Source organism: Nonomuraea sp. NPDC004186 (assembly GCF_053603495.1).
Genome location: NZ_JBSGFQ010000064.1, coordinates 24,317 through 44,799, shown reverse-complemented (window position 1 = coordinate 44,799; position 20,483 = coordinate 24,317). Strand labels below are relative to the sequence as shown.

At 68.1% G+C, this 20,483-nt stretch carries 11 protein-coding genes; 6 read left to right on the top strand and 5 right to left on the bottom strand.

Annotation, left to right across the window (positions count from 1 at the left end; all coding sequences use genetic code 11):
* Positions 1–593: 593 nt before the first annotated feature.
* Together ACWEPL_RS39895 and ACWEPL_RS39890 are read left to right on the top strand one after the other, a co-directional pair.
* A complete protein-coding gene (locus ACWEPL_RS39895; protein WP_452439215.1) occupies positions 594–2,435 on the top strand; it encodes a serine/threonine-protein kinase in 1,842 nt (613 codons plus the stop codon).
* A gap of 76 nt (positions 2,436–2,511) precedes the next feature.
* Positions 2,512–3,273 (top strand): FHA domain-containing protein, encoded by a 762-nt coding sequence (locus ACWEPL_RS39890; RefSeq protein ID WP_452439214.1) that lies wholly within the window; start codon positions 2,512–2,514, stop codon positions 3,271–3,273.
* A gap of 569 nt (positions 3,274–3,842) precedes the next feature.
* Here the strand turns inward: ACWEPL_RS39890 and ACWEPL_RS39885 are convergent.
* Both ACWEPL_RS39885 and ACWEPL_RS39880 read right to left on the bottom strand, forming a co-directional pair.
* On the bottom strand, positions 3,843–5,369 hold the full coding sequence (locus ACWEPL_RS39885; protein WP_452439213.1) for a glycoside hydrolase family 43 protein: 1,527 nt from the start codon (positions 5,367–5,369) through the stop codon (positions 3,843–3,845).
* Positions 5,370–5,400: 31 nt separating this feature from the next.
* Positions 5,401–6,735, bottom strand: a complete 1,335-nt coding sequence (locus ACWEPL_RS39880; RefSeq protein ID WP_452439212.1) for an extracellular catalytic domain type 1 short-chain-length polyhydroxyalkanoate depolymerase — start codon at positions 6,733–6,735, stop codon at positions 5,401–5,403.
* Positions 6,736–8,068: 1,333 nt separating this feature from the next.
* Here ACWEPL_RS39880 and ACWEPL_RS39875 point away from each other — a divergent pair.
* From ACWEPL_RS39875 to ACWEPL_RS39860, 4 genes are all read left to right on the top strand, one after another.
* Entirely contained in the window at positions 8,069–10,795 is a 2,727-nt protein-coding gene (locus ACWEPL_RS39875; protein WP_452439211.1) for a beta-L-arabinofuranosidase domain-containing protein, read from the top strand.
* On the top strand, positions 10,792–12,813 hold the full coding sequence (locus ACWEPL_RS39870) for a family 43 glycosylhydrolase (RefSeq protein ID WP_452439210.1): 2,022 nt from the start codon (positions 10,792–10,794) through the stop codon (positions 12,811–12,813). Before ACWEPL_RS39875 ends, ACWEPL_RS39870 begins: the two co-directional genes overlap by 4 nt.
* Positions 12,814–12,918: 105 nt before the next feature.
* The gene (locus ACWEPL_RS39865) at positions 12,919–14,340 is read left to right on the top strand and encodes a non-reducing end alpha-L-arabinofuranosidase family hydrolase (RefSeq protein WP_452439209.1); all 1,422 of its coding nucleotides are present in this window, start codon (positions 12,919–12,921) and stop codon (positions 14,338–14,340) included.
* Between the two features lie 169 nt (positions 14,341–14,509).
* Positions 14,510–15,532: a LacI family DNA-binding transcriptional regulator gene (locus ACWEPL_RS39860; protein WP_363984285.1), complete on the top strand. Its 1,023-nt coding sequence runs from the start codon at positions 14,510–14,512 to the stop codon at positions 15,530–15,532.
* Positions 15,533–15,656: 124 nt separating this feature from the next.
* On the opposite strand, the gene ACWEPL_RS39855 is transcribed toward ACWEPL_RS39860, so the two are convergent.
* The 3 genes from ACWEPL_RS39855 to ACWEPL_RS39845 all read right to left on the bottom strand — a co-directional run bounded on the left by ACWEPL_RS39855 (position 15,657) and on the right by ACWEPL_RS39845 (position 20,472).
* On the bottom strand, positions 15,657–16,703 hold the full coding sequence (locus ACWEPL_RS39855; RefSeq protein ID WP_363984287.1) for a LacI family DNA-binding transcriptional regulator: 1,047 nt from the start codon (positions 16,701–16,703) through the stop codon (positions 15,657–15,659).
* Positions 16,704–17,244: 541 nt separating this feature from the next.
* Complete coding sequence (locus ACWEPL_RS39850) at positions 17,245–18,936, bottom strand: cellulase family glycosylhydrolase (protein WP_452439208.1); 1,692 nt, start codon at positions 18,934–18,936, stop codon at positions 17,245–17,247.
* Positions 18,937–19,026: 90 nt separating this feature from the next.
* Positions 19,027–20,472, bottom strand: a complete 1,446-nt coding sequence (locus tag ACWEPL_RS39845; RefSeq protein WP_452439207.1) for a glycoside hydrolase family 43 protein — start codon at positions 20,470–20,472, stop codon at positions 19,027–19,029.
* Positions 20,473–20,483: the final 11 nt, after the last annotated feature.

Below are 20,483 nucleotides of genomic sequence, written 5' to 3'. Positions count from 1 at the left end.
CGCTCGAACGCCACCAGGGCATCCTCAGGCCAGGCCGCAGCGTGGATGCGAAATTCCCTCGGGTGACGTAGCTGCCGTACCTGCGCCCTTATGGAACTCAGCAGTCCCACGTCCGCACGTCCCTTCCCGCTTGATCGCCGCTGTTCGACGCAAGGTAGCGCCACACATCCGGGACCGGTCCCGTCTTGTGTCCGACTCCTCGACCATGGACGTGTAGCGAAAGCCGTCAAAATGCAATTGAGCCTCTGCGTATCTCGCGCGCATGGTTGAGCTGGGGTTTCTCCGAGCGCACGTGACGCTCGCCATGGATCAGCATGCAGTCGGTTCACTCGACTCCCACCGTCCGGACCCAGCGCTCGGCATGGCAGTTCACCTTCGACGTCCGCGGCGGCGTCTTCACCGCCGCGATGCCAGGGCGTCGGTGGCCGCTGTGGCGCAGTTGGTGCAGGTCGAGGCCGGCGTAGCAGTCTGGGCTGTACCGAGCTGACTTCGGGTGACATAGGCCGTCAAAACGGGTGACCAAGACGCTGTGTATTTCCCCGCTCACCCAGTAAATTCGAGGTTCCCGGTGATCGGCGAGGGGAGAACGGACGGTGCGCCAGGGCAGGACGGTCGGCGGGCGCTACCGCCAGGAGACCTGCCTTGTCAGCAGCCGCGCCACAGAGGTCTGGGTGGCCCGCGACCTGCTGCTCAACCGGGATGTCGTGCTCAAACGCATGCTCGTGGACAACGCCGGCTTCAGCCGTTTACAGGCCGAGGCCCGCGCCCTGGCCGCCTTCAACCACCCGCACGTGGTCACCCTGTACGACGCCGTTCAGGACGAGGACGAGGCGGCATCGTGGTTGGTGATGGAGCACGTGCCCGGCGGAAGCCTCGACGAACACCCGCCCATGCCGCCGCAGCAGGCGGCTCGGCTCGGCGCGCAGATCGCCGGCGCGCTGGCCGCCCTGCACGGCAAGGGCATCGTGCACCTGGACGTGAAGCCGGGCAACATCATCCTTACCGACGACGGTGTGACCAAGCTGGCCGACTTCGGCGCCGCGTACCGGGTCGGCGGCAGGGAGACGATCACGCCCAACGGCGCCATCAGCTACACCGTCGACTACGCCTCCCCCGAGGTGGTCCTGGGGCGGCCGGAGCCGGCCTCGGATGTGTTCTCCCTCGGCGCCACCCTGTATGCGCTGGTCACCGGGCGGCCGCCGCGGCCGGGGGCGGACGACGAGGAGTCCGACACGTACGTCACGGCGTGGGAGGCCGCGCGTGGCGCCGTCGATATGACGGCCGACGTCGGGCCGCTGGAGAGCCTGCTGGCGGACATGCTGCAGCGTGAGCCGGTGGAGCGGCCGAGCGCCGCTGAGGTCCAGCGGCGGCTGGAGAAGATCGCGGGATCCGCGGCGGCCCGTCCCCGGCGGTGGCCGTTCATCGTGGCGGGCGCGGCGTTGGTCGTCGTCGTCGCCGCTTACGCGGTGTATCACACGGTGGGCGGGCCGCCGGGCGAAAGGAACCCAGACGCGCTCACAGCAAGCTCGGCCAGTTCGGCCAGGCCCTCAGCCGGCCCGGCAGGGCACCCGGCCGGCACGGTTGCTCCATCGGTCAGCCCATCGGCTTCCCTGATCGGTGACCCGCGCACCGCCGACCCGTGCGCCCTGACCGACCCCACCGCGCTCAGCCGGTTCGGCAGGACGGAGCTCGACGTCGACTACGGCAACTTCGACCGGTGCGACGTCATCGTGCTCCCGCCCGCCAAGGGCGTCGTCGACGTCAAGGTGCTGCTCGACCGCGACCCGCCGCCCGAGCGGGCCCGGCCGGCCAGGACCGTGGGCCCGATCGAGATCGTCCACGACCCTGCCGAGAGCACGGTGTGCTCACGCACGCTCTTGCTGCCCGGCGTCCATGACACCGTCGTGAAGGTCTTCGCGGACATGGTGGAGGACGGCGAAGCCGACCTGTGCGCCATCGCCGACGCCGCCACCACCACGGCGGCCCAGGTGCTCGCCGGCCCGATCAAACGCCGCTCCCCGCCACCGCCCGCCGGCTCCCTGGCCCAGAAGGACGCCTGCGCGCTGCTGCGCGGCGACGCACACATCGACGCCGCCGGCCTCGATCCCGGGTTCGGTGGATGGCGGTGCTCCTGGGACAGCACCACCGACGACACGTCGGTGTATCTGCAGTTCGACCGCGAGCTTCTGCGAAACACCGAGGACGACGGGACGCCCACCCGCGTCAACGGCTACCGGGCCTTCGTCACGCCGAAGGGCGAGGGCGGCGGGACCTGCCTGCTCCAGGTGGTCTACCGGTCGTACACTGACCAGCGCGGCGAGACCGCCGTGGAGAAGGTGCGGATCGTGGTCGACGGCTCGCTCCCCACGGACCGGCTGTGCCGGATGGCCACCGACCTCGCTCGCTCCGCCGCTGCCCAGCTCCGCGGATCGTGACCTCTGGGACCGGTCCGGACGAACCCTGAGATCCTGCTTGTGCGCACATCCGACCAGCGCCGATGGAGGCGAAACGATGAGTGGCAGCCTCGCGCACGGCGTGGGCTCGGCCCTGCCCGGCACGCTGCACGCCCGTACGATCATGGGCGGTATCAGGGTACGACCCACTCCCGGTCGCAACGTGCGCTTCGGCCGTGCCGAACGCCCCGACGTCGACCTGAGCGTCGGCGTGGACGACCAATCGGTGAGCCGCCTGCACGCCGAGGTGACCTACCGGGACGAACGGTGGTGGCTGCGTAACGTGGGCTGGCAGCTCCTGCGCCTGCCGCGCGGCCGGCTGGTGCATTCCTCGACCGACCCCATCCCGCTGGCCGACGGCTACACCCCGCTGTTCATCAGGGGCTCCGGCTACCGGCAGCACCTGGTGGAGCTCTACGTCACCGGCGAGGACGGCGAGCCCCAGACGAACCGGCACCGGGCCGAGACCATCCCGCCCAGGATCTGGGATCTGAGCGACGCGGAACGCCTGCTCCTGGTCGTCCTGGGTGAGCACTATCTGCTGTACGAGGAGTCGCCCCGGCCGTTGACGTACAAGCAGGCCGCGGAGCGACTGGCCTACCTCCGTCCGGAGGAGGGCTGGCGGACACGCACCATCGAGAACAGGATCGAGATCGTCCGCCACCGCCTCGACGCCGGCGGCTTCCCGTACCCGCTGCTCCACGACAAGGACGCCGGCCGGCCGTACGACAACCAGCTCCTGCACAACCTCCTCAGGGGCCTGGTGGAGTCGACGACCCTGGTTCCGCCGGACCTGAACCTCCTGGAATCCGACCTATGACTCTGCGCCTGCCGAAAACCACATCCATGCACGTCAAGCAGGCTCTGCGTCACTTTCGAAGCGACTACAAGTTCTGCTGGCAGCTCGCTGGCTGCTCGCGTGTACACGATACGGCGCGGCATCCTCCGCCACTTCCCGACGCGATGACAGGGCCGGACCGTGTATCGCGGTAGATCGTTTAGGCGGCCATCGCCAACTCGGACCCCGGTGATGAGCAACAAAGATCCGCTGCTTCTCGCGGCGATCCTCTCGGCCCCGTTTACATCACGGGCTAGGGATCGATCGGCCGCATCACGACAGCGCTGAGGACAAAGACGCAGGCCCGCCGAAGCAACGACGGGCCTGCTGGGTTCGGTGGTTCAGGTTGTGGCGTCGCCGGTGTGGTTCGGCAGGGTGATCAGCCGGGAGGTCTGGGCGCCTGCGGCTGCGGTGTTGACGAGGGCGGCGGTGGATTCCGCGGCGGCGCGGGCCACCTCTGGGTAGACGCCGGTGCAGGCGTCACGGGTGAAGGTGGACGGGACATGGCGGAGGGGGCGTTCGGCATCGGGGAGTTCGACGACCGCGGCCGGTCACCGTGGGATTGAGGTCCTGGCGGGTGCCGGACCTTGCGCCGCACCTCCTCCACCGGTGACAGACGACAGGGCCCCGCCGGACGCGCCCCAGCCCGTCGTGCCGCTCTCCACGTCGCCGTTGGTCAGCAGGTTCCCGCCGGCAGCAGTGCCGCCGGTGAACTGCCACCAGTTGACGTTGAAGAGATTGCCGCTCCCGCCGGTGTACTTGAAGTACAGGTCATGGGTGCCCGTCGCGCCGTTCACCGGGCAGGTGACGGTCGTCCACGTCTGCCAGCCGCCGGTTCCCGGCACGGTGCAGGTCCCCACCAGCGTGCCGTTGACACCGTCGAGGTGGAGCTCGATCCGGCCCCCGCTGGTCGCGGAGGCCACCCGCGCGGTGAAGGACGTCGCGCCGGAGCCGAAGGCGACGCCCTTGACCTTGATGTGGTCGCCGTTCTCGATCCAGCCGACGTTCATGCCACCCTCGCTGGAGGGCTGGGTCTCCACGCCTGACTCCCCGGCGATCGTCTCGGCCTCCTGGCGGACGTAGGGGTTCAGCGTGGCCACCTGGGGTGCTCCGGTTGTGGTCATGTTGATCGTGGGGATGGTGCCGTCGGCGTTGTAGCTGAATTTCTCCACGGCGACCGAGCGGGTGAAGCCGCCGCCGCCCGGCAGGGCACCGTTGTGGTAGAAGAAGTACGACCCGCCGTTGAAGTCGATGATTCCGGGGTGGTTGGTGAAGCTGCTGCCCTGCGTGGGCATGACCGTCCCGCGGTAGGTCCAGGGCCCGGTGGGGCCGGGGGCCGTCGAGTAACCGATGAACTCTGAGCAGCATTTCGCCGCGAAGACGTTGTAGTACAGGCCGTTGCGCTTGTAGACCCAGGGTCCCTCTTCGTACAGGGTCGGTCGGCTCGTGTTGCCGGTGCGGGTGCCGAAGCCCGCGGTGGTGAGGGGGATCTGCGTGGGACTGCCCGAGTACGAGATCATGTCCGGGTTGAGCCTGACGTACCACAGGTTGGGATTGCCCCAATACAGATAGGCCTGCCCGTTGTCGTCAATGAAGACGGTGGGGTCGATCTCACCGTTCCTGACCAGCGGGCGCCCGATGGCGTCGGTGAAAGGCCCGGTGGGGCTGTTCGAGACCCCGACGCCGATGGCCATCTGACCGCTCGCCCGGTCTTTCACCGGTACGTACCAGTAGAACTTGCCGTTTCTGTAGACGGCCTGACCGGCCCACGCGTCCGCGCTCGCCCAACTGAAGGTGGCGACGCTCATCGGCGAGCCGTGGTCGGTCCAGTTCACCATGTCCGCGGACGACCAGACCCGCCACTCCTTCATGGTGAAGTACGTCGAGCCGTCCTCGTCGTGTCCCGTGTAGAGATACACCCGGCCGTTGTGCACCAGCGGAGCGGGGTCGGCGGTGTAGATGGTCTGGACGATCGGGTTGTCCGCCCTGGCCGTGCCAGGGATCATCGTCACGAGGCAGAGCAGCGCCATGATCACAAGCGCGCCGCGCCCGGGTAAGACTTCGAACCGAAGTTTCATGATCACCTTCCGGATTGCGGACCGCGGTGCGTCAGGTACGGGTCCAGCGCTGGTTGACGCCGCCGTGGCAGGTGTAGAGCTGGAGCCGGGTGCCGTTCGCGGTGCCCTGACCCACGGCGTCCAGGCACAGCCCGGACTGCACGCCGGTGATGGAGCCGTCGGAGTTCACGCGCCACTTCTGGTTGTCTCCGCCCCAGCAGGAGTAGATCTGGATCCTGGCACCGTTGCCGGTTCCGGCCGCGTCGAGGCACCTGTTGCCATAGACCCTGATCTCGCCGGCCGACGTGGCGGTCCATTTCTGGTTGTCCCGCCCGTTGCAGTCCCACAACTGCACTGCGGTGCCATCCGCGGTGGCGGCGTTCGGAACGTCCAGGCAACGTCCGGAACCCACTCCCCTGATCGGCCCGGTGCCGTCACCGGGCACGGTGGGCGTCGACGTCGGAGTGGACGAGCCGCCGTCCAGCCCGAAGAAGCGGATGGCGTAGGCGGCCATCCCGGCATGCGGCAGATCGTGGCCGGCGCCGGTGATGGTGTACGCCTCGACCTGCCCGGAGCCGAAGACTCGCCGAGTCCATCCGGATTGCGGGCTGTCAGTGGAGGCCGGAGTCTGGGTCAGTCCGTGCACGTTGGTCCACTGGTCGACCTCTTCCTGCAGCATCGTGTACGGCAGCACGGAGTCGGCGGTGCCGTGCCAGGCCATCACGCGCGGCCGGGGCCCGGCATAGCCGGGGTAGGCGTTCCTGACCAGGTCGCCCCACTGCTGCGGCGTCTTGTCCCCGCATCCGGCGGGCCCGAGGCAGCCGTAAGGAACTCCGGAGAACGGCGCGCCGGCCTTGAACACGTCCGGATACGTGGCGAGCAGGTTGTTGGTCTCCATCGCGCCGGAGGAGAAGCCGGTGGCGAACACCCGCTCCGGGTCACCGTTGTAGCGCTGCAGCACGTAGGCCGTCATGGAGACGATCGACACCGGGTCACTGCCGCCACCGTGGCGCAGGGCCTCGTTCGACCACACGTCGAAGCAGTTCGACATGCCGTTGGCGCTCTTGTTCGCCTGCGGGTAGATGACGATGAAACCGTACCGGTCGGCGAGCGAGGCGAACTCGGTGCCCTGGTGGAAGCCCGGGGCCCAGCCGTTGCAGCCGTGCATCGCCACCAGCACGCCGGGCCGGGAGGCCACTCTGTCGGGGACGTAGAGGTACATCCGCAGGCCGCCGGGGTTGGCTCCGAAGTTCGTCACTTCGGTCAGGGCCGCCGCCGACGCTCGCGGCGCAACGGTGAGGAACATGGACAGTGCGGCGGCCACGACAGCGATCAGAGCCGCCACGCCGGCTCCGATGGTGGCGTACGCCTTAGGACGCGGTTTCATTCGCTGCCCTTCTCTTCAACTATGGGGCTGCCGTCTTGGCGGAGACACGTCGGACGGCCCCTACTTCCGAGTCGCCGACGCTCGCGAGCCGACTGCGCCGATACGGGACGGGGAGCGGCCACGGAGCGTCCGGCGGCCTGGTGTGTGGTGCCTGCGCGGATCTCGCTCGGCTGCGGTCATCAGCGCCCGCTCGGCCAATGCCAGTTGTTAGCGCTAACAAGCAGCTTGCTCGTCGAACTCCTCCTCGGAGGGCCGGTGGGAGGTGGTGGCCTCACGGAGCAAATACGAGACAGAAAGGTAATGTCAAGAGCCTCCGGGTCGGCAGCGGATCAAAGGAGACGGAGGCCGAGCGCGCTCACCTGGCGTTTCCCGGACAAGGCCGCAGTCGATCGACAAGAGCGTCGCCATGAAACTTTCATCTGAGGTCCCGCACGGCCAGTCGGGCCGAAAATTTCAGGTCCACCTGATCGACCATAGTGCCACTACAAGGGGCATAAGCATCGGACGGCGTCGCCGAAAATTTTCACCGTTCCATTGACAGGTTTCGGTGAGATTCCCACACTGAGTTCCCGAGGGCGATTTCCCTGTCAGATCGGTGGTGCGCGACAGGGGGCGCTGTAACGACGCCCTTGTGGTGCGGAGCCACGCTCTGCGCGGCAGCCGCGCAGAGCGGCCGTTACTTCGGCACCGCCATCGCCGCGGGCAGCACCGAGAACTGCGGGTTCCCGGTGTTCGCGAACCGCTCAGGGACGAAACTTAACTAAGATCAATTAGGGTGCCGGCCGCGCCAGTAGCGCAGCCACGGGCCGGCAGCATGTTGCCGATGAGCGGCGACCTGAGCGCAGCGCCAGGCCCAAGGCTCATCCACGCCTCGACTCCAGGTCAGCAACTTAATTCGCGAGCTGCCGCAAGTTACCCTATTGCCAACGCGTAACTTCTGTGAAACTTTCACATGCACGAGCAGTGCGGCGCGATCTCCCTGGAGGCAAAACTCCAGGCGGGAAGGCATTCCGACGGCAACGCCCAGGTCGGCGAGGGCGCCCCTCGTTGACGCCGGGCCTGACCGTCGGATGTACTCCGCGACAACGCGCTCAACGGAGTAGGCCAAGGATCGACTGTTAGCGCTAACAGGTTGCCCTCTGCGATTCGGTAACGGAGGCCTGGATGTCCCCTCTCGTCCCCCACGACGACACAGGAGCCATGACGGCTACGGTTCGCTCACCAGCGATGTGTTAGCGCTAACACATCGCCAAGAACGGCCTTCGAGGGCCTGACCTGGTGAACACGTGACCGGCGGACGCCGGTCACCGCCCCCCACCTCCAAGGAGCCCCCATGTCCTTGAGCCGTCGCCGGCTCTTACAGGCCGCGGGCGCGACCGTCGCGTTCTCGGCCGCCGGCCAGGTAATCGGCACGTCCTCCGCTCTGGCCGCACTCCCCTGGGCCAGATCCGACATCGGCGTCTCGGCCTACGAGTTCGACCTCGGCCAGGTCCGGCTGACCACCGGCCGGTGGCTGGACAACCAGAACCGCACCCTGAGCTACCTGCGCTTCGTCGATGTCGACCGGCTGCTGTACGTCTTCCGGGCCAACCATCGCCTGTCCACCAACGGCGCGGCGGCCAACGGCGGCTGGGACGCGCCCAGCTTCCCGTTCCGGTCCCACATGCAGGGCCATTTCCTGACGGCGTGGGCGCAGGCCTACGCGGTGCTCGGCGACACCACCTGCCGGGACAAGGCCAACTACATGGTGGCGGAGCTGGCCAAATGCCAGGCCAACAACGGCTCCGCCGGATTCACCAGCGGCTACCTGTCCGGTTTTCCCGAGTCGGACATCACGGCCGTGGAGAACCGTACCCTGACCAACGGCAACGTGCCGTACTACTGCATCCACAAGACCCTGGCCGGGCTGCTGGACGCGTGGCGGCTGATCGGCAACACCCAGGCCCGGACCGTGCTGCTGGCCCTGGCCGCGTGGGTGGACACCCGCACGTCGCGGCTCGGCTCGAGCCAGATGCAGGCCATGCTCGGCACCGAGTTCGGCGGCATGAACGCCGTGCTGACGGACGTGTACCAGATGACCGGCGACTCCCGCTGGCTGACCACGGCCCAGCGGTTCGACCACGCGGCCGTGTTCAACCCGCTGGCCGCCGGCCAGGACCAGCTCAACGGGTTGCACGCCAACACGCAGGTGCCCAAGTGGATCGGGGCGGCCCGCGAGTACAAGGCCACGGGCACGACCCGCTACCGCGACATCGCCGCCAACGCCTGGTCCATCACCGTCGGCGCGCACACGTACGCGAACGGCTCCAACAGCCAGGCCGAGCACTTCCGCGCCCCCAACGCGATCGCCGCCCACCTGACCAGAGACACCGGCGAGGCGTGCAACACCTACAACATGCTCAAGCTCACCCGGGAGCTGTGGCTGCTGTCGCCGACCCGGACCGACTACTTCGACTACTACGAGAACGCCCTGCTCAACCACCTGATCGGGCAGCAGAACCCGGCTGACGCGCGCGGGCACGTCACCTACTTCACCCCGCTCAACCCGGGCGGACGCCGGGGCGTCGGCCCGGCCTGGGGCGGCGGCACCTGGAGCACGGACTACAACTCCTTCTGGTGCTGTCAGGGCACCGGCATCGAGACCAACACCAAGCTGATGGACTCGATCTACTTCCACAACGGCACCACGCTGTTCGTGAACCTGTTCGCGCCCTCCACGCTCAACTGGAGCCAGCGCGGCATCACGGTCACCCAGACGACTTCCTACCCGGTCGACGACACCACGTCGCTGCAGGTCACCGGCAACGTGAGCGGATCGTGGGCGATGCGCATCCGCATCCCGGCCTGGACCCAGGGCGCGACGATCAGCGTCAACGGAGTCCAGCAGACGATCGCCACCACGCCAGGCACCTACGCCGACCTCACCCGCTCGTGGACGTCGGGCGACACCGTGACCGTGCGGCTGCCCATGCGGGTGGTCATGAAGGCCGCCAACGACAGCCCCGGCGTGCAAGCCGTCACCTACGGACCGGTCGTGTTGTCGGGCAACTACGGCAACACCAGCCTTTCGTCGGCCCCGGCCCTGACGTCCTCATCGATCACCCGGACCAGCACCTCGTCCCTGGCCTTCACGGCCACGGCCAACGGGGCGTCGGTGCGGTTGGGGCCGTTCTACGACGCCCATGACCACAACTACGTCGTCTACTGGAACACCGGTGGTCAGGGCGGTACCGGCGCGGCGAGCTTCCGGCTGCTCAACGCGGCCAGCGGGCTGGCCCTCGGCATCCAGAACATGTCCACCGCCGACGGCGGCCTGGCCCTCCAGTGGACCGACAACGGCACCGCCGACCACGACTGGGTCCCGGTCGTCGACGGTGACGGCCTGCGGTTCCGCAACGTGCACAGTGGCAAGGTGCTCGGCGTCGAGAACATGTCGACCGCCGACAACGCCCGGGTGCTCCAGTGGGGTGACACCGGTACGGCCGACCACCGCTGGACGATCAGCGACGTCGGCGACGGCTCCGTCAAGATCCGTAATGTCCACAGCTCCAAGCTGCTCGGCATCCAGAACGGCTCGACCGCCAACGGGGCCCCGGTGGTCCAGGACTCCGACAACGGCAGCACGGACAACCAGTGGCGGTTCGTGCCGAACGGTGCGCGGCGTATCCAGAACGTGGGCACCGGGATGGTGCTCGGCGTCACCGGCATGTCCACGGCCGACGGCGCGCTCGTCGTCCAGTGGGGCGACACCGGCACCGCCGACCACCTGTGGACGGCGATCGTCGACACCGGCGGCTACCTGCGGCTGCGCAACTCCAACAGCCAGAAGGTGCTGGGTGTGGAGAACGGCGGCACCGCCTCCGGCTCGCGCGTCACGCAGTGGGCCGACAGCGGCACCGACGACCACCGCTGGCGGCTGCGCTACGGGTCGGGTGCCGCCTTCCGCGTCCAGTGCGCCAACGGCGGCCGGGTCCTCGGGCTCGGTGGGACGTCCCAGGGCTCGCAGGTCGTGCTCGCCGACGACAACGGCTCGAACAACAACCTCTGGAGGTTCCTGTGAGGCGCGTGCTCGCGGTGCTCTCGTCCCTGCTTCTCGTGGGCGTGCTCCTCACGCCCACGGCGTCGGCCGCCACGGTCGACACCAACGCGTGGTACGTCCTGATCAACCGCAACAGCGGCAAGGCCCTGGACGTCTACAACGCATCCACCGCCGACGGCGGCCGGATCACGCAGTGGACCCGTAACAACCAGAACCAGCAGCAATGGCAGTTCGTCGACTCCGGCGGCGGCTACTACCGCCTCAAGTCCCGTAACAGCGGCAAGGTCCTGGACGTCAGCAACTCCTCCACCGCCAACGGCGGCGCGATCGTCCAGTGGACCGACCACAACGGCACCAACCAGCAGTGGCGCCTGGCCGATTCGGCGGGCGGCTACGTACGCCTGATCAACCGCAACAGCGCCAAGGCCCTGGAGGTCCAGAACGCCTCCACCGCCGACAACGCCAACATCGTCCAGTACGACGACTGGGGCGGCGACAACCAGCAGTGGCAACTCGTCCCGATCGGCAGCGACCCGAACCCGGGCGGCGACTACACCAACCCGGTCGTCTGGCAGGACTTCGCCGACGGCGACATCATCCGGGTCGGCGACGCCTACTACTACTCGGCCTCGACGATGCACTACTCGCCGGGCGCGCCGATCCTGCGCTCCTACAACCTGGTCGACTGGGAGTACGCCGGACATTCGGTCCCGAGGCTCGACTTCAACTCCGGCGCCTACGACCTCAACGGCGGCCGGGCGTACGTGAAGGGCATCTGGGCCTCGACCCTGAACTACCGGCCCAGCAACAGCACCTACTACTGGATCGGCTGCGTCGAGTTCAACCGGACCTACGTCTACACCGCCTCAGCCGTCGACGGCACGTGGACCAAGCGCTCGCAGATCAACAACTGCTACTACGACGCCGGCCTGCTGATCGACACCAACGACACCATGTACGTCGCCTACGGCAACAGCACCATCAGCGTGGCCCAGCTCTCGGCCGACGGGCTCAGCCAGGTGCGCTCCCAGCAGGTGTTCCAGACCCCGAGCAACGTTGGCACCCTGGAGGGCTCCCGCTTCTACAAGCGCAACGGCTACTACTACATCTGGCTGACCCGCCCCGCCAACGGCCAGTACGTGCTCCGCTCCACGTCGCCATGGGGCCCGTACGAGATGCGCCAGGTCCTGCTCAACATGCCAGGGCCCATCTCCGGCGGCGGCGTGCCCCACCAGGGCGGGCTCGTCCAGACCCAGAACGGCGCCTGGTACTACATGTCGTTCGTCGACGCCTACCCCGGCGGCCGGGTCCCGGCGCTCGCGCCGATCACCTGGACCGACGACTGGCCGACCGTCCAGACCGTCAACGGCGGTTGGGGCGTCAACTACCCGAAGCCGGACATCCAGACCAGCCGGACCGTGGCCTCCATGATCGGCCCCGACACCTTCACCTCAGGCAGCCTCGGCCACCGCTGGGAGTGGAACCACAACCCTGACACCAGCCGCTTCTCCACCGGCAACGGCCTGCGCCTGCAGACCGCGACGGTCACCAACGACCTCTACAACGCCCGGAATACTTTGACCCACCGCATCCAGGGCCCGTCGTCGACGGCGACGATCGAGCTCGACTACTCGCAGCTGGCCAACGGCGACCGCGCCGGGCTGGCGATGCTGCGCGACCAGTCGGCCTGGATCGGCGTCAAACGCGACAACGGCGTCAACCGGGTCGTGATGACCAACGGGCTGACCATGAACAGCTCCTGGCAGACCACCGGCACCGGCACCGAGGCGGCCGGCGCCAACATCTCAGGCGGCCGGATCTGGTTGCGGGTCAACGCCGACATCAGGCCCGGCTCCGGCAGGCAGGCCCGCTTCTCCTACAGCACCGACGGCAGCAACTTCGTCAGCCTCGGCCCGGCCTTCACCCTGAACAACGCCTGGCAGTTCTTCATGGGCTACCGCTTCGGGATCTTCAACTACGCCACCCAGTCCCTCGGCGGCGCGGTCACCGTACGCCGCTTCGACCTCACCACCCCCTGACGCACACGTCGACACGGGAAGGCACCAACCAGGAATGGCAACTCGCCCAAGTCGGATAAATCGGAGCACATCATGAAATTTAGATCCCTATCCGTTCTCGCGACGGTGGTCACCTTACTGGCGAGCCTGTTCGTCGCCCTTCAGACTCAGTCCGCCAACGCGGCCACCGTCGACACCAACGCCTGGTACGTCCTGGTCAACCGCAACAGCGGCAAGGCCCTGGACGTCTACAACCTCTCGACCGCCGACGGCGGCCGCATCACCCAGTGGACCCGTAACAACCAGAACCAGCAGCAATGGCAGTTCGTCGACTCCGGCGGCGGCTACTACCGCATCAAGTCCCGCCACTCCGGCAAGGTGCTCGACGTCTACAACTTCTCCACCGCCAACGGCGGCGCGATCGTGCAATGGGCCGACGGCAACGGCACCAACCAGCAGTGGCGACTGGCCGACAGCTCGGACGGCTATGTCAGGTTCATCTCGCGCCACAGCAACAAGGCCCTGGAGGTCCAGGGCGCCTCCACCGCCGACGGCGCCAACATCGTCCAGTACGACGACTGGGGCGGCAACAACCAGCAGTGGCAGCTCGTCCGGGTGGACGGCGGCGGCAACCCCGGTCAGTGCGATCTTCCGTCGACGTACCGCTGGACATCGACCGGCGCGCTGGCGAACCCGAAGTCGGGGTGGGTCTCGCTCAAGGACTTCACCGTCGCCCCCTACAACGGCAGGCACCTCGTCTACGCCACGACGCACGACACGGGAACGAGCTGGGGTTCGATGAACTTCGGCCTCTTCACCAACTGGTCCGACATGGCCTCGGCCAGCCAGAACACGATGTCCTCCTCCACAGTGGCGCCCACGCTCTTCTACTTCGCCCCGAAGAACGTCTGGGTGCTCGCCTACCAGTGGGGCGGGACCGCCTTCTCCTACCGGACCTCCAGCGACCCCACCAATCCGAACGGCTGGTCATCGCAGCAGGTGCTCTTCTCCGGAAGCATCTCCGGCTCCGGAACAGGCCCCATCGACCAGACGCTCATCGGTGACAGCACCAACATGTACCTGTTCTTCGCCGGGGACAACGGCAAGATCTACCGGGCCAGCATGCCCATCGGGAACTTCCCGGGCAGTTTCGGCTCGACCTCGACGGTGATCATGAGCGACACGACGAACAACCTGTTCGAGGCCGTTCAGGTCTACAAGCTCCAGGGCCAGAACAAATACCTCATGCTCGTCGAGGCGATCGGCTCGCAGGGCCGCTACTTCCGCTCGTTCACCGCCACCAGTCTGAACGGCTCGTGGACACCCCAGGCCGCCACCGAGAGCAACCCCTTCGCAGGCAAGGCCAACAGCGGCGCCACCTGGACCAACGACATCAGCCACGGCGAGCTGATCCGCGCCGGCGCCGATCAGACCATGACCGTCGATCCCTGCAACCTGCAGCTGCTCTACCAGGGACGCAACCCCAACTCCGGCGGCGACTACGGCCTCCTGCCCTACCGGCCCGGTCTGCTGACACTGCAACGCTGATGACGTGACAGGGTCCGGCTCGGAGCCGGGTGGCAGGGCCGCCCTGCTCGCGCCCGTCCGCGAGACGGCCCTCCGGCTCGGAACACCGTTTCGGGGCGGCCCGGCGATCCGGGTCGCCCCTCCGTCAGCGGCTGCCCGTTTCCCCGCGCTCCGTGACTAAACTGCCGCCATGCCCACGGAGCCGTCTCCTCTCACCCTCGCTCAGCTCGCCGAGCTGGCCGGAGTTTCCACCGCGACGGTCTCCAAGGTCGTGAACGGCCGTTCCGAGGTGTCGTCCGAAACCCGCGCCGCCGTGGAGGAGCTCATCCGCCGGCACGGCTACCGCCGCCAGCGCCGCCGCTCCATGCCGACGGCCCTGGTGGAGCTCGTCTTCCACGCTCTGGAGGGCGACTATCCCGTCGAGATCACCAAAGGCGTGGCGGAGGTCGCCCGCCAGCACGACCTCCTGGTGGGGATATCGGACCTGCACCGTGACCACGCCGCCGGAGACGCCTGGCTGGAGAGCGTGCTGCGGCGCCGCCCGAGCGGCGTGATCGCGGTGTTCTCCGGCCTGACCGAGACCCAGCACGAACAACTCGCCCGCCGCGAGATCCCGCTGGTCCTGCTGGATCCGGCCGACACTCCCGCGCGGAACATCCCATCGGTCGGCGCCGGCAACTGGAACGGCGGGCTCACGGCCACCCACCACCTCCTGGAGCTCGGGCATCGCCGTATCGCCATCATCACGGGGCCCGACTCCGCGCTGTCCAGCCGGGCCCGTCTCGACGGCTACCGCACCGCCCTCGACATGGCCGGCGTGCCCGTCGACCCGGAGCTGATCGGCCGGGGGGACTTCTTCATCGAGGGCGGTCTGGCCCAAGCGCACCGCATGCTGCGCCTGCCCGACCGGCCAACCGCGATCTTCGCCACGAACGACGGCCAGGCCATCGGCGTCTACCACGCGGCCCATCGGCTCGGCCTGCGCATCCCGGATGATCTCAGCGTGATCGGCTTCGATGACATGCCGTCCGTGCGGTGGGCCGTTCCACCGCTGACCACCATCCGCCAGCCCCTCACCGAGATGGCCGCCGCGGCAACCTCGATGCTGCTGACACTGGCCCAAGGCGAGCAACTGCCGCAGAGCCGCGTCGAGTTGGCCACCGAACTCGTCGTACGCGAGAGCACCGGACCTCCCATGCTCCCGCCCGCCTGAGCCGGAGCGCGGCATCCAAGGGTCAACGGGCCGAGTTCGCCAGCAGGCGCCCCGAGGGCTCCCCTCGCCGAGCAGGTCGTCCCCGGACGTGGACGCCTTGGTGGATCTGCTCCACCGAAACAGCTCAGTCCCTCGGTGGTGCTGTGCTCTCGCGGACCGTGAGAGTTGTCGCGAGCTCCAGCCCCGCTTGGGGGACCGACTCCCCGCGGCCGATGGCCAGCGCCAGTTCGGTGGCGGCGACCGCCATCTCGCTCAGCGGCTGGTGGACCGTGGTCAGAGGCGGATCGACCCAGGCCACGACCGGAACATCGTCGAAGCCCACCACGCTCAGGTCCCCGGGGATGGACAGCCCGAGCTCGCGAGCGGCTTGGTAGACGCCGAGCGCCTGCATGTCGTTCGCGGTGAAGATCGCGGTCGGCCGGTCAGGCCTGGACAGGAGCTCGCGCGCCGCGGCACAGCCGTCATCGCGGGTGAGAAGGGTCCTGACCAGGAGTTCGGGATCCGCGGGCACGTCGGCTTCAGCCAGCGCGGAGAGGTAGCCGGCCACTCTGGCGCGGCAGAAGGCATGATCCGGGCCGCTGATCATGGCGATGCGGCGGTGCCCCAGTTCGAGCAGGTGCCGGGTCGCCGTCTGGCCACCCCTCCAGTTGGTGGCGCCCACGAAGGGGACGCCGTCCGGCAACTCCTCGATCGGGTCGAAGACGACGAACGGGATGCCTTTCGCCTTCAACTTGTCACGCTCGGACGGCGAGAGCTGGGCCACTGACAAGACGCAGCTAGGGCGCCGGCCGACCGTGTCGTCGATGGACATCGTAGGCGTGCCGTGGAGGCCGAACTCCGAAACCATGACCCCGACGCGGGTCTTTCGCGCCACCTGCTCCACACCGCGGATGATCTCCACGGCCCACATGTGCTCAAGCTCGCGGAACACGAGCTCCACGACATTGCTCCGGCTGGCCGAGGGCCTGCGGTATCCGTGCCGGTTGATCAGCTCTTCGACACGGGCACGGGTCTGCTCCGAGACTCCCGACCGTCCGTTGAGCACTTTCGACACGGTGGGGATCGAGACGCCCGCGGATTCGGCGATGTACGCGATGGTGACCGACGCCGGTCCGTCACCACGCGGGCTCTGCTCGTCGGCCGCCGGTTCGCCCGATCGGTTGTCCGTCACGTGCACCCTTCCTCATCAGCGGCGGGTCCGCCACGGCTTGTCCCCGGCCATTGTCGCACCGGGCGCCAGGGCGGCCGGACCGTAGGCGATGCGTCCTGCCCACGCGGGGCGGCAGGCCACGAATCATCACCTACACCAAGGAAACTATAGAGCAAGTCCGACGAAAACTTTCCTGCTGCCAGGACGCCGTCACTGATGGCAAACGGGTGGTTTCGCCTCGCACCCATGCGGGCGAGCGTCGCAGCGGCCGGCATGCAGAGCCAGGGCATGGCTGTCATCGCTGGTACGGCAGGGCTTTCCCGCACAAGATGTTCGATAGTACGGTTTCGCGAGAAACTTTCGCGCTGCCCTGAGAATAGGCACGCCCCCTCGCTATTTCGAAGACTTCTCACCCGGCTACGGCAAGCCGGTACCGCGCCGTCCTCGCAGACCGGTGGGCTTCGAGGGGGTGGACTCGTGTCGGCGGGATCCGGGACGTGTTCGTGCAAGCCGACGCCACCGCCCCGCGTATGCGCGGGGCGGTGGCGTCAGATCAGAAGAGTCACGACGCGGTGCCGGTGACCGTGTCGCCGGACCTGGTCACCTGGTAGGTGACCTTGGCGCCACTCCAGAAGTGGAAGGTGAGCGTCAGCGGGGCGCCCTCGCGCATGACGCCGAGGAAGTCCTTGAGGAGGCGGATGGAGTTGCCGGCGTAGTCGGGAGAGAAGGTCCTGCCGTACTCCTTGTAGGACGTCCACTCGTGGGGAGCGGCGTTGGTGCCGTCGGCGTACTTGGCCTCCATCGTCGCCACCCGGTCACCCCGGAACTGGGCCGGGACGGTCAGGGACTCGGTGGTGCCGGCCGCGCCCGACAACACCGGCGTCTCGTAACTGATCACGTTGATCTGCCACGGGATGCCCTGGGAGAACCGGGCCTGGATCGTCGCGTTGACGCCGTGGGCGCGATCGCCCGCCAGCCGGGTGAGGGCGGCCGCCGTGAGCGTGAGCTTGTCGCCGGACACCGTGTAGTCCCGGCCCGGGGCGAGCCTGGCATCGCCATGCCAGAGTCCACGGAACGAGGTCCCGTTCAGGTTCAGGGTGAGCGACTGGGCCGCGATCGCACTCGACTTCGGCACGTAGATCGAATCAGCGGAAGCCGTGCCCGAACGCGTGGTCCAGCTCGACTTGATCTGGGCGAACAGCTCGGGGTCCTTCCACTGCAGGGTCTCCCGGTTGAGGTGCTGGCCGTTGTCCCACCACATCGTGGTCAGCTTCTTGATCCGCGCCTGGTAGCCCAGCAGTTCGAAGAACTTCAGCTTCTCACCCCGCTGGACGGCGTTCACGTCCACGTCGAAGCTGAGCAGGCCGTACTCACCGAGGATCGCCGGGATGCCGCGGGAGATGAACGTCTGGGCCGTCCTGTCGTAGTAGCCGATGAGTTCCTGCTGGGACTCTTCGTTGAAGGTGGTGACTCCGGCGATGTTCACGCTGAACGGCCAGTAGCCGTAGTGGTGGATGGTCACGGCCAGGTTCTTGTCGTTCAGCGAGGTGATCTCACCGTTCAGGGCGTCCAGGAGATTCTGGGACGCGTTGGTGTGGAGGGTCGGCAGCACCAGGATGCGGTCGGCGTTCTGGCCGCCGGAGGCGCGGACGATGCCGTGGAAGGAGCGGTTGAGCTCGGCCAGGAGCTTGGTCGCCTCCTCCTCGGTGGCGTTGTCGAACTGGGGTTCGTTGACGCTCTCGAAGAGCACCTTGCGCGGCGCGTCGCGGAACGCGGCGGCGATCTGGGTCCAGGAGGCGTTGAAGCGGGCGACCACCTGGTCGCGGTCGGTGGCCATCTTGGCGATCCACTGCCATGAGTCGTGGTGGACGTTGATCAGGACATAGAGGTCGGAGGCGAGCGCCAGGTCGACGACCTCCTTGACCCGGTTCATCCACTTCGCGTCGATGGTGTACGGCGCGGTGGCGGACTGGTGGTCGGTCCAGGTGACGGGGATGCGGACGCTGCGGAAGCCCTGGGCACGGATGGTTTCGAACAGAGCCTTGGTGGCCCGCGGGTTGCCCCATGAGGTCTCGTCGGGGATCGCGTCCAGCGTGTTGCCCAGGTTCCAGCCGGGCTGCATCGCCGCCACGACATCCATCGCGCTGCGGACGCCCTTGTCGGTCGAGGCCGCGGTGGGACTGCTGGCCAGCCCCAGTACGGTGATCAGCGCGATGAGAAGGCTCGCCGCGCGCGAGAGGGGGGTTCTCCTCATTTGTTCCCTTCCATGAGTCGCCACAGCGCCTGCTGCGCCGTGGAGTGGATGCGGTGCGTGAGGATCAGGCGGCCGGCGCCGGCAGGGAGTTCATGGCGTGACCTCGTAGTCGAACCAGTCGAAGTGGACGGTGCCGGTCGCGGCGTACATGCCGATCACCCGGCCGGTGAAGCCGCCCGCCACCTCGGTGGACAGGAAGCGGCCGTCGAGGGAGGCGAGCACGGTGGAGCCCTCGACGCTGAACGAGAGCGTGTCGGGCGCCGAGCGCGGATCACCGGGAGACCGCGGGTCGTCGGCCTGGACCGCGAGCACCAGCGGACCGGCGGGGACGGCCTGTTCCGCGACCACGCTCCGTACCGAGCCGATGCGGGCGATGACCTGGACCCGGCCGTCGCCCGCCTCGATCTCGTAGTGGTGGTGCTCGTCGAGCCGGACCGCCAGGCCGCCGCGCCCCTGCGCGGAGTCGATCAGGGTCCTGGCCCGCCACCTCAGGTGCTGCGCGCGGCGGCCGAGGAAGGTCACGTCGTGCTCGTCCAGGGAGGCGCCGGCGGCGCGGAGCGTCAGCGATCCGGCCCGCTCCTTGGTGGTGTACAGGTCCGCCGGGCGGCTCCGCATCGAGATCCAGCAAGCCTGAAGCTCAGCCAGGTCGAAGTCGTCCATGAACGATCCGGACGGCGAGCCGGAGACGATCCCGCCGACGACCGGCCAGCCCTCCTCCCAGGTCACCGGGGCGAGGAAGGTTTCACGGCCGAGGACATGCCAGCCGGGAGTGCCTCCACCGGGCCGAACACCGAGAAAGGCCATCCACCAGGAGCCGTCGGGAGCCTGGACGAGATCCGCGTGGCCGGTGTTCTGGACCGGATGGCCGGTGCTGCGGTGCGTCAGGATCGGGTTGGCCGGGCACGGCTCGAACGGCCCGTCGGGCGCGGGCCCGCGGGCGATCGACACGCCGTGGCCCCGCTCGGTGCCGCCCTCGGCGATGAGCAGGTACCAGTAGTCACCGATCCGGTAGAGATGCGGCGCCTCCGGGGCGGCCGCGCCCGGCGTGCCTGACCAGAGCTTGTGCGGCTCCCCGAACGTCTCTCCCGTCCGCGGGTCGATACGCACCTGCACGATCCCGGCGACCGTACACCAGCAGGTGCCGTCGGCGTCCCAGGCCAGATCGGGGTCGATGCCGGGGACGCCGGGCAGCCGGATCGGGTCGGACCACGGCCCGGCCGGGTCGGTGGCGGTGAACAGCATGTTGCCGCCGCCATCGGCCACGACGGTGACGATCAGCCAGAACCGGCCGTCGTGGTGGCGGAGCGTGGGCGCGTAGACCCCGGCCGACGAGAGGGTGCCGGCGGACAGGCGCAACTGGCTCGGCCGCTCCAGCGCGTTGCCGATCTGCGTCCAGCGCACGAGGTCGCGGCTGTGGAAGACGGGCACGCCGGGGAAGTATTCGAAGCTGGAGCAGACGAGGTAGTAGTCGTCGCCGACGCGGCAGATGCTGGGGTCGGGATGGAATCCGGCGATAACCGGATGAGGGTTGGACACGCCGCGTGGTC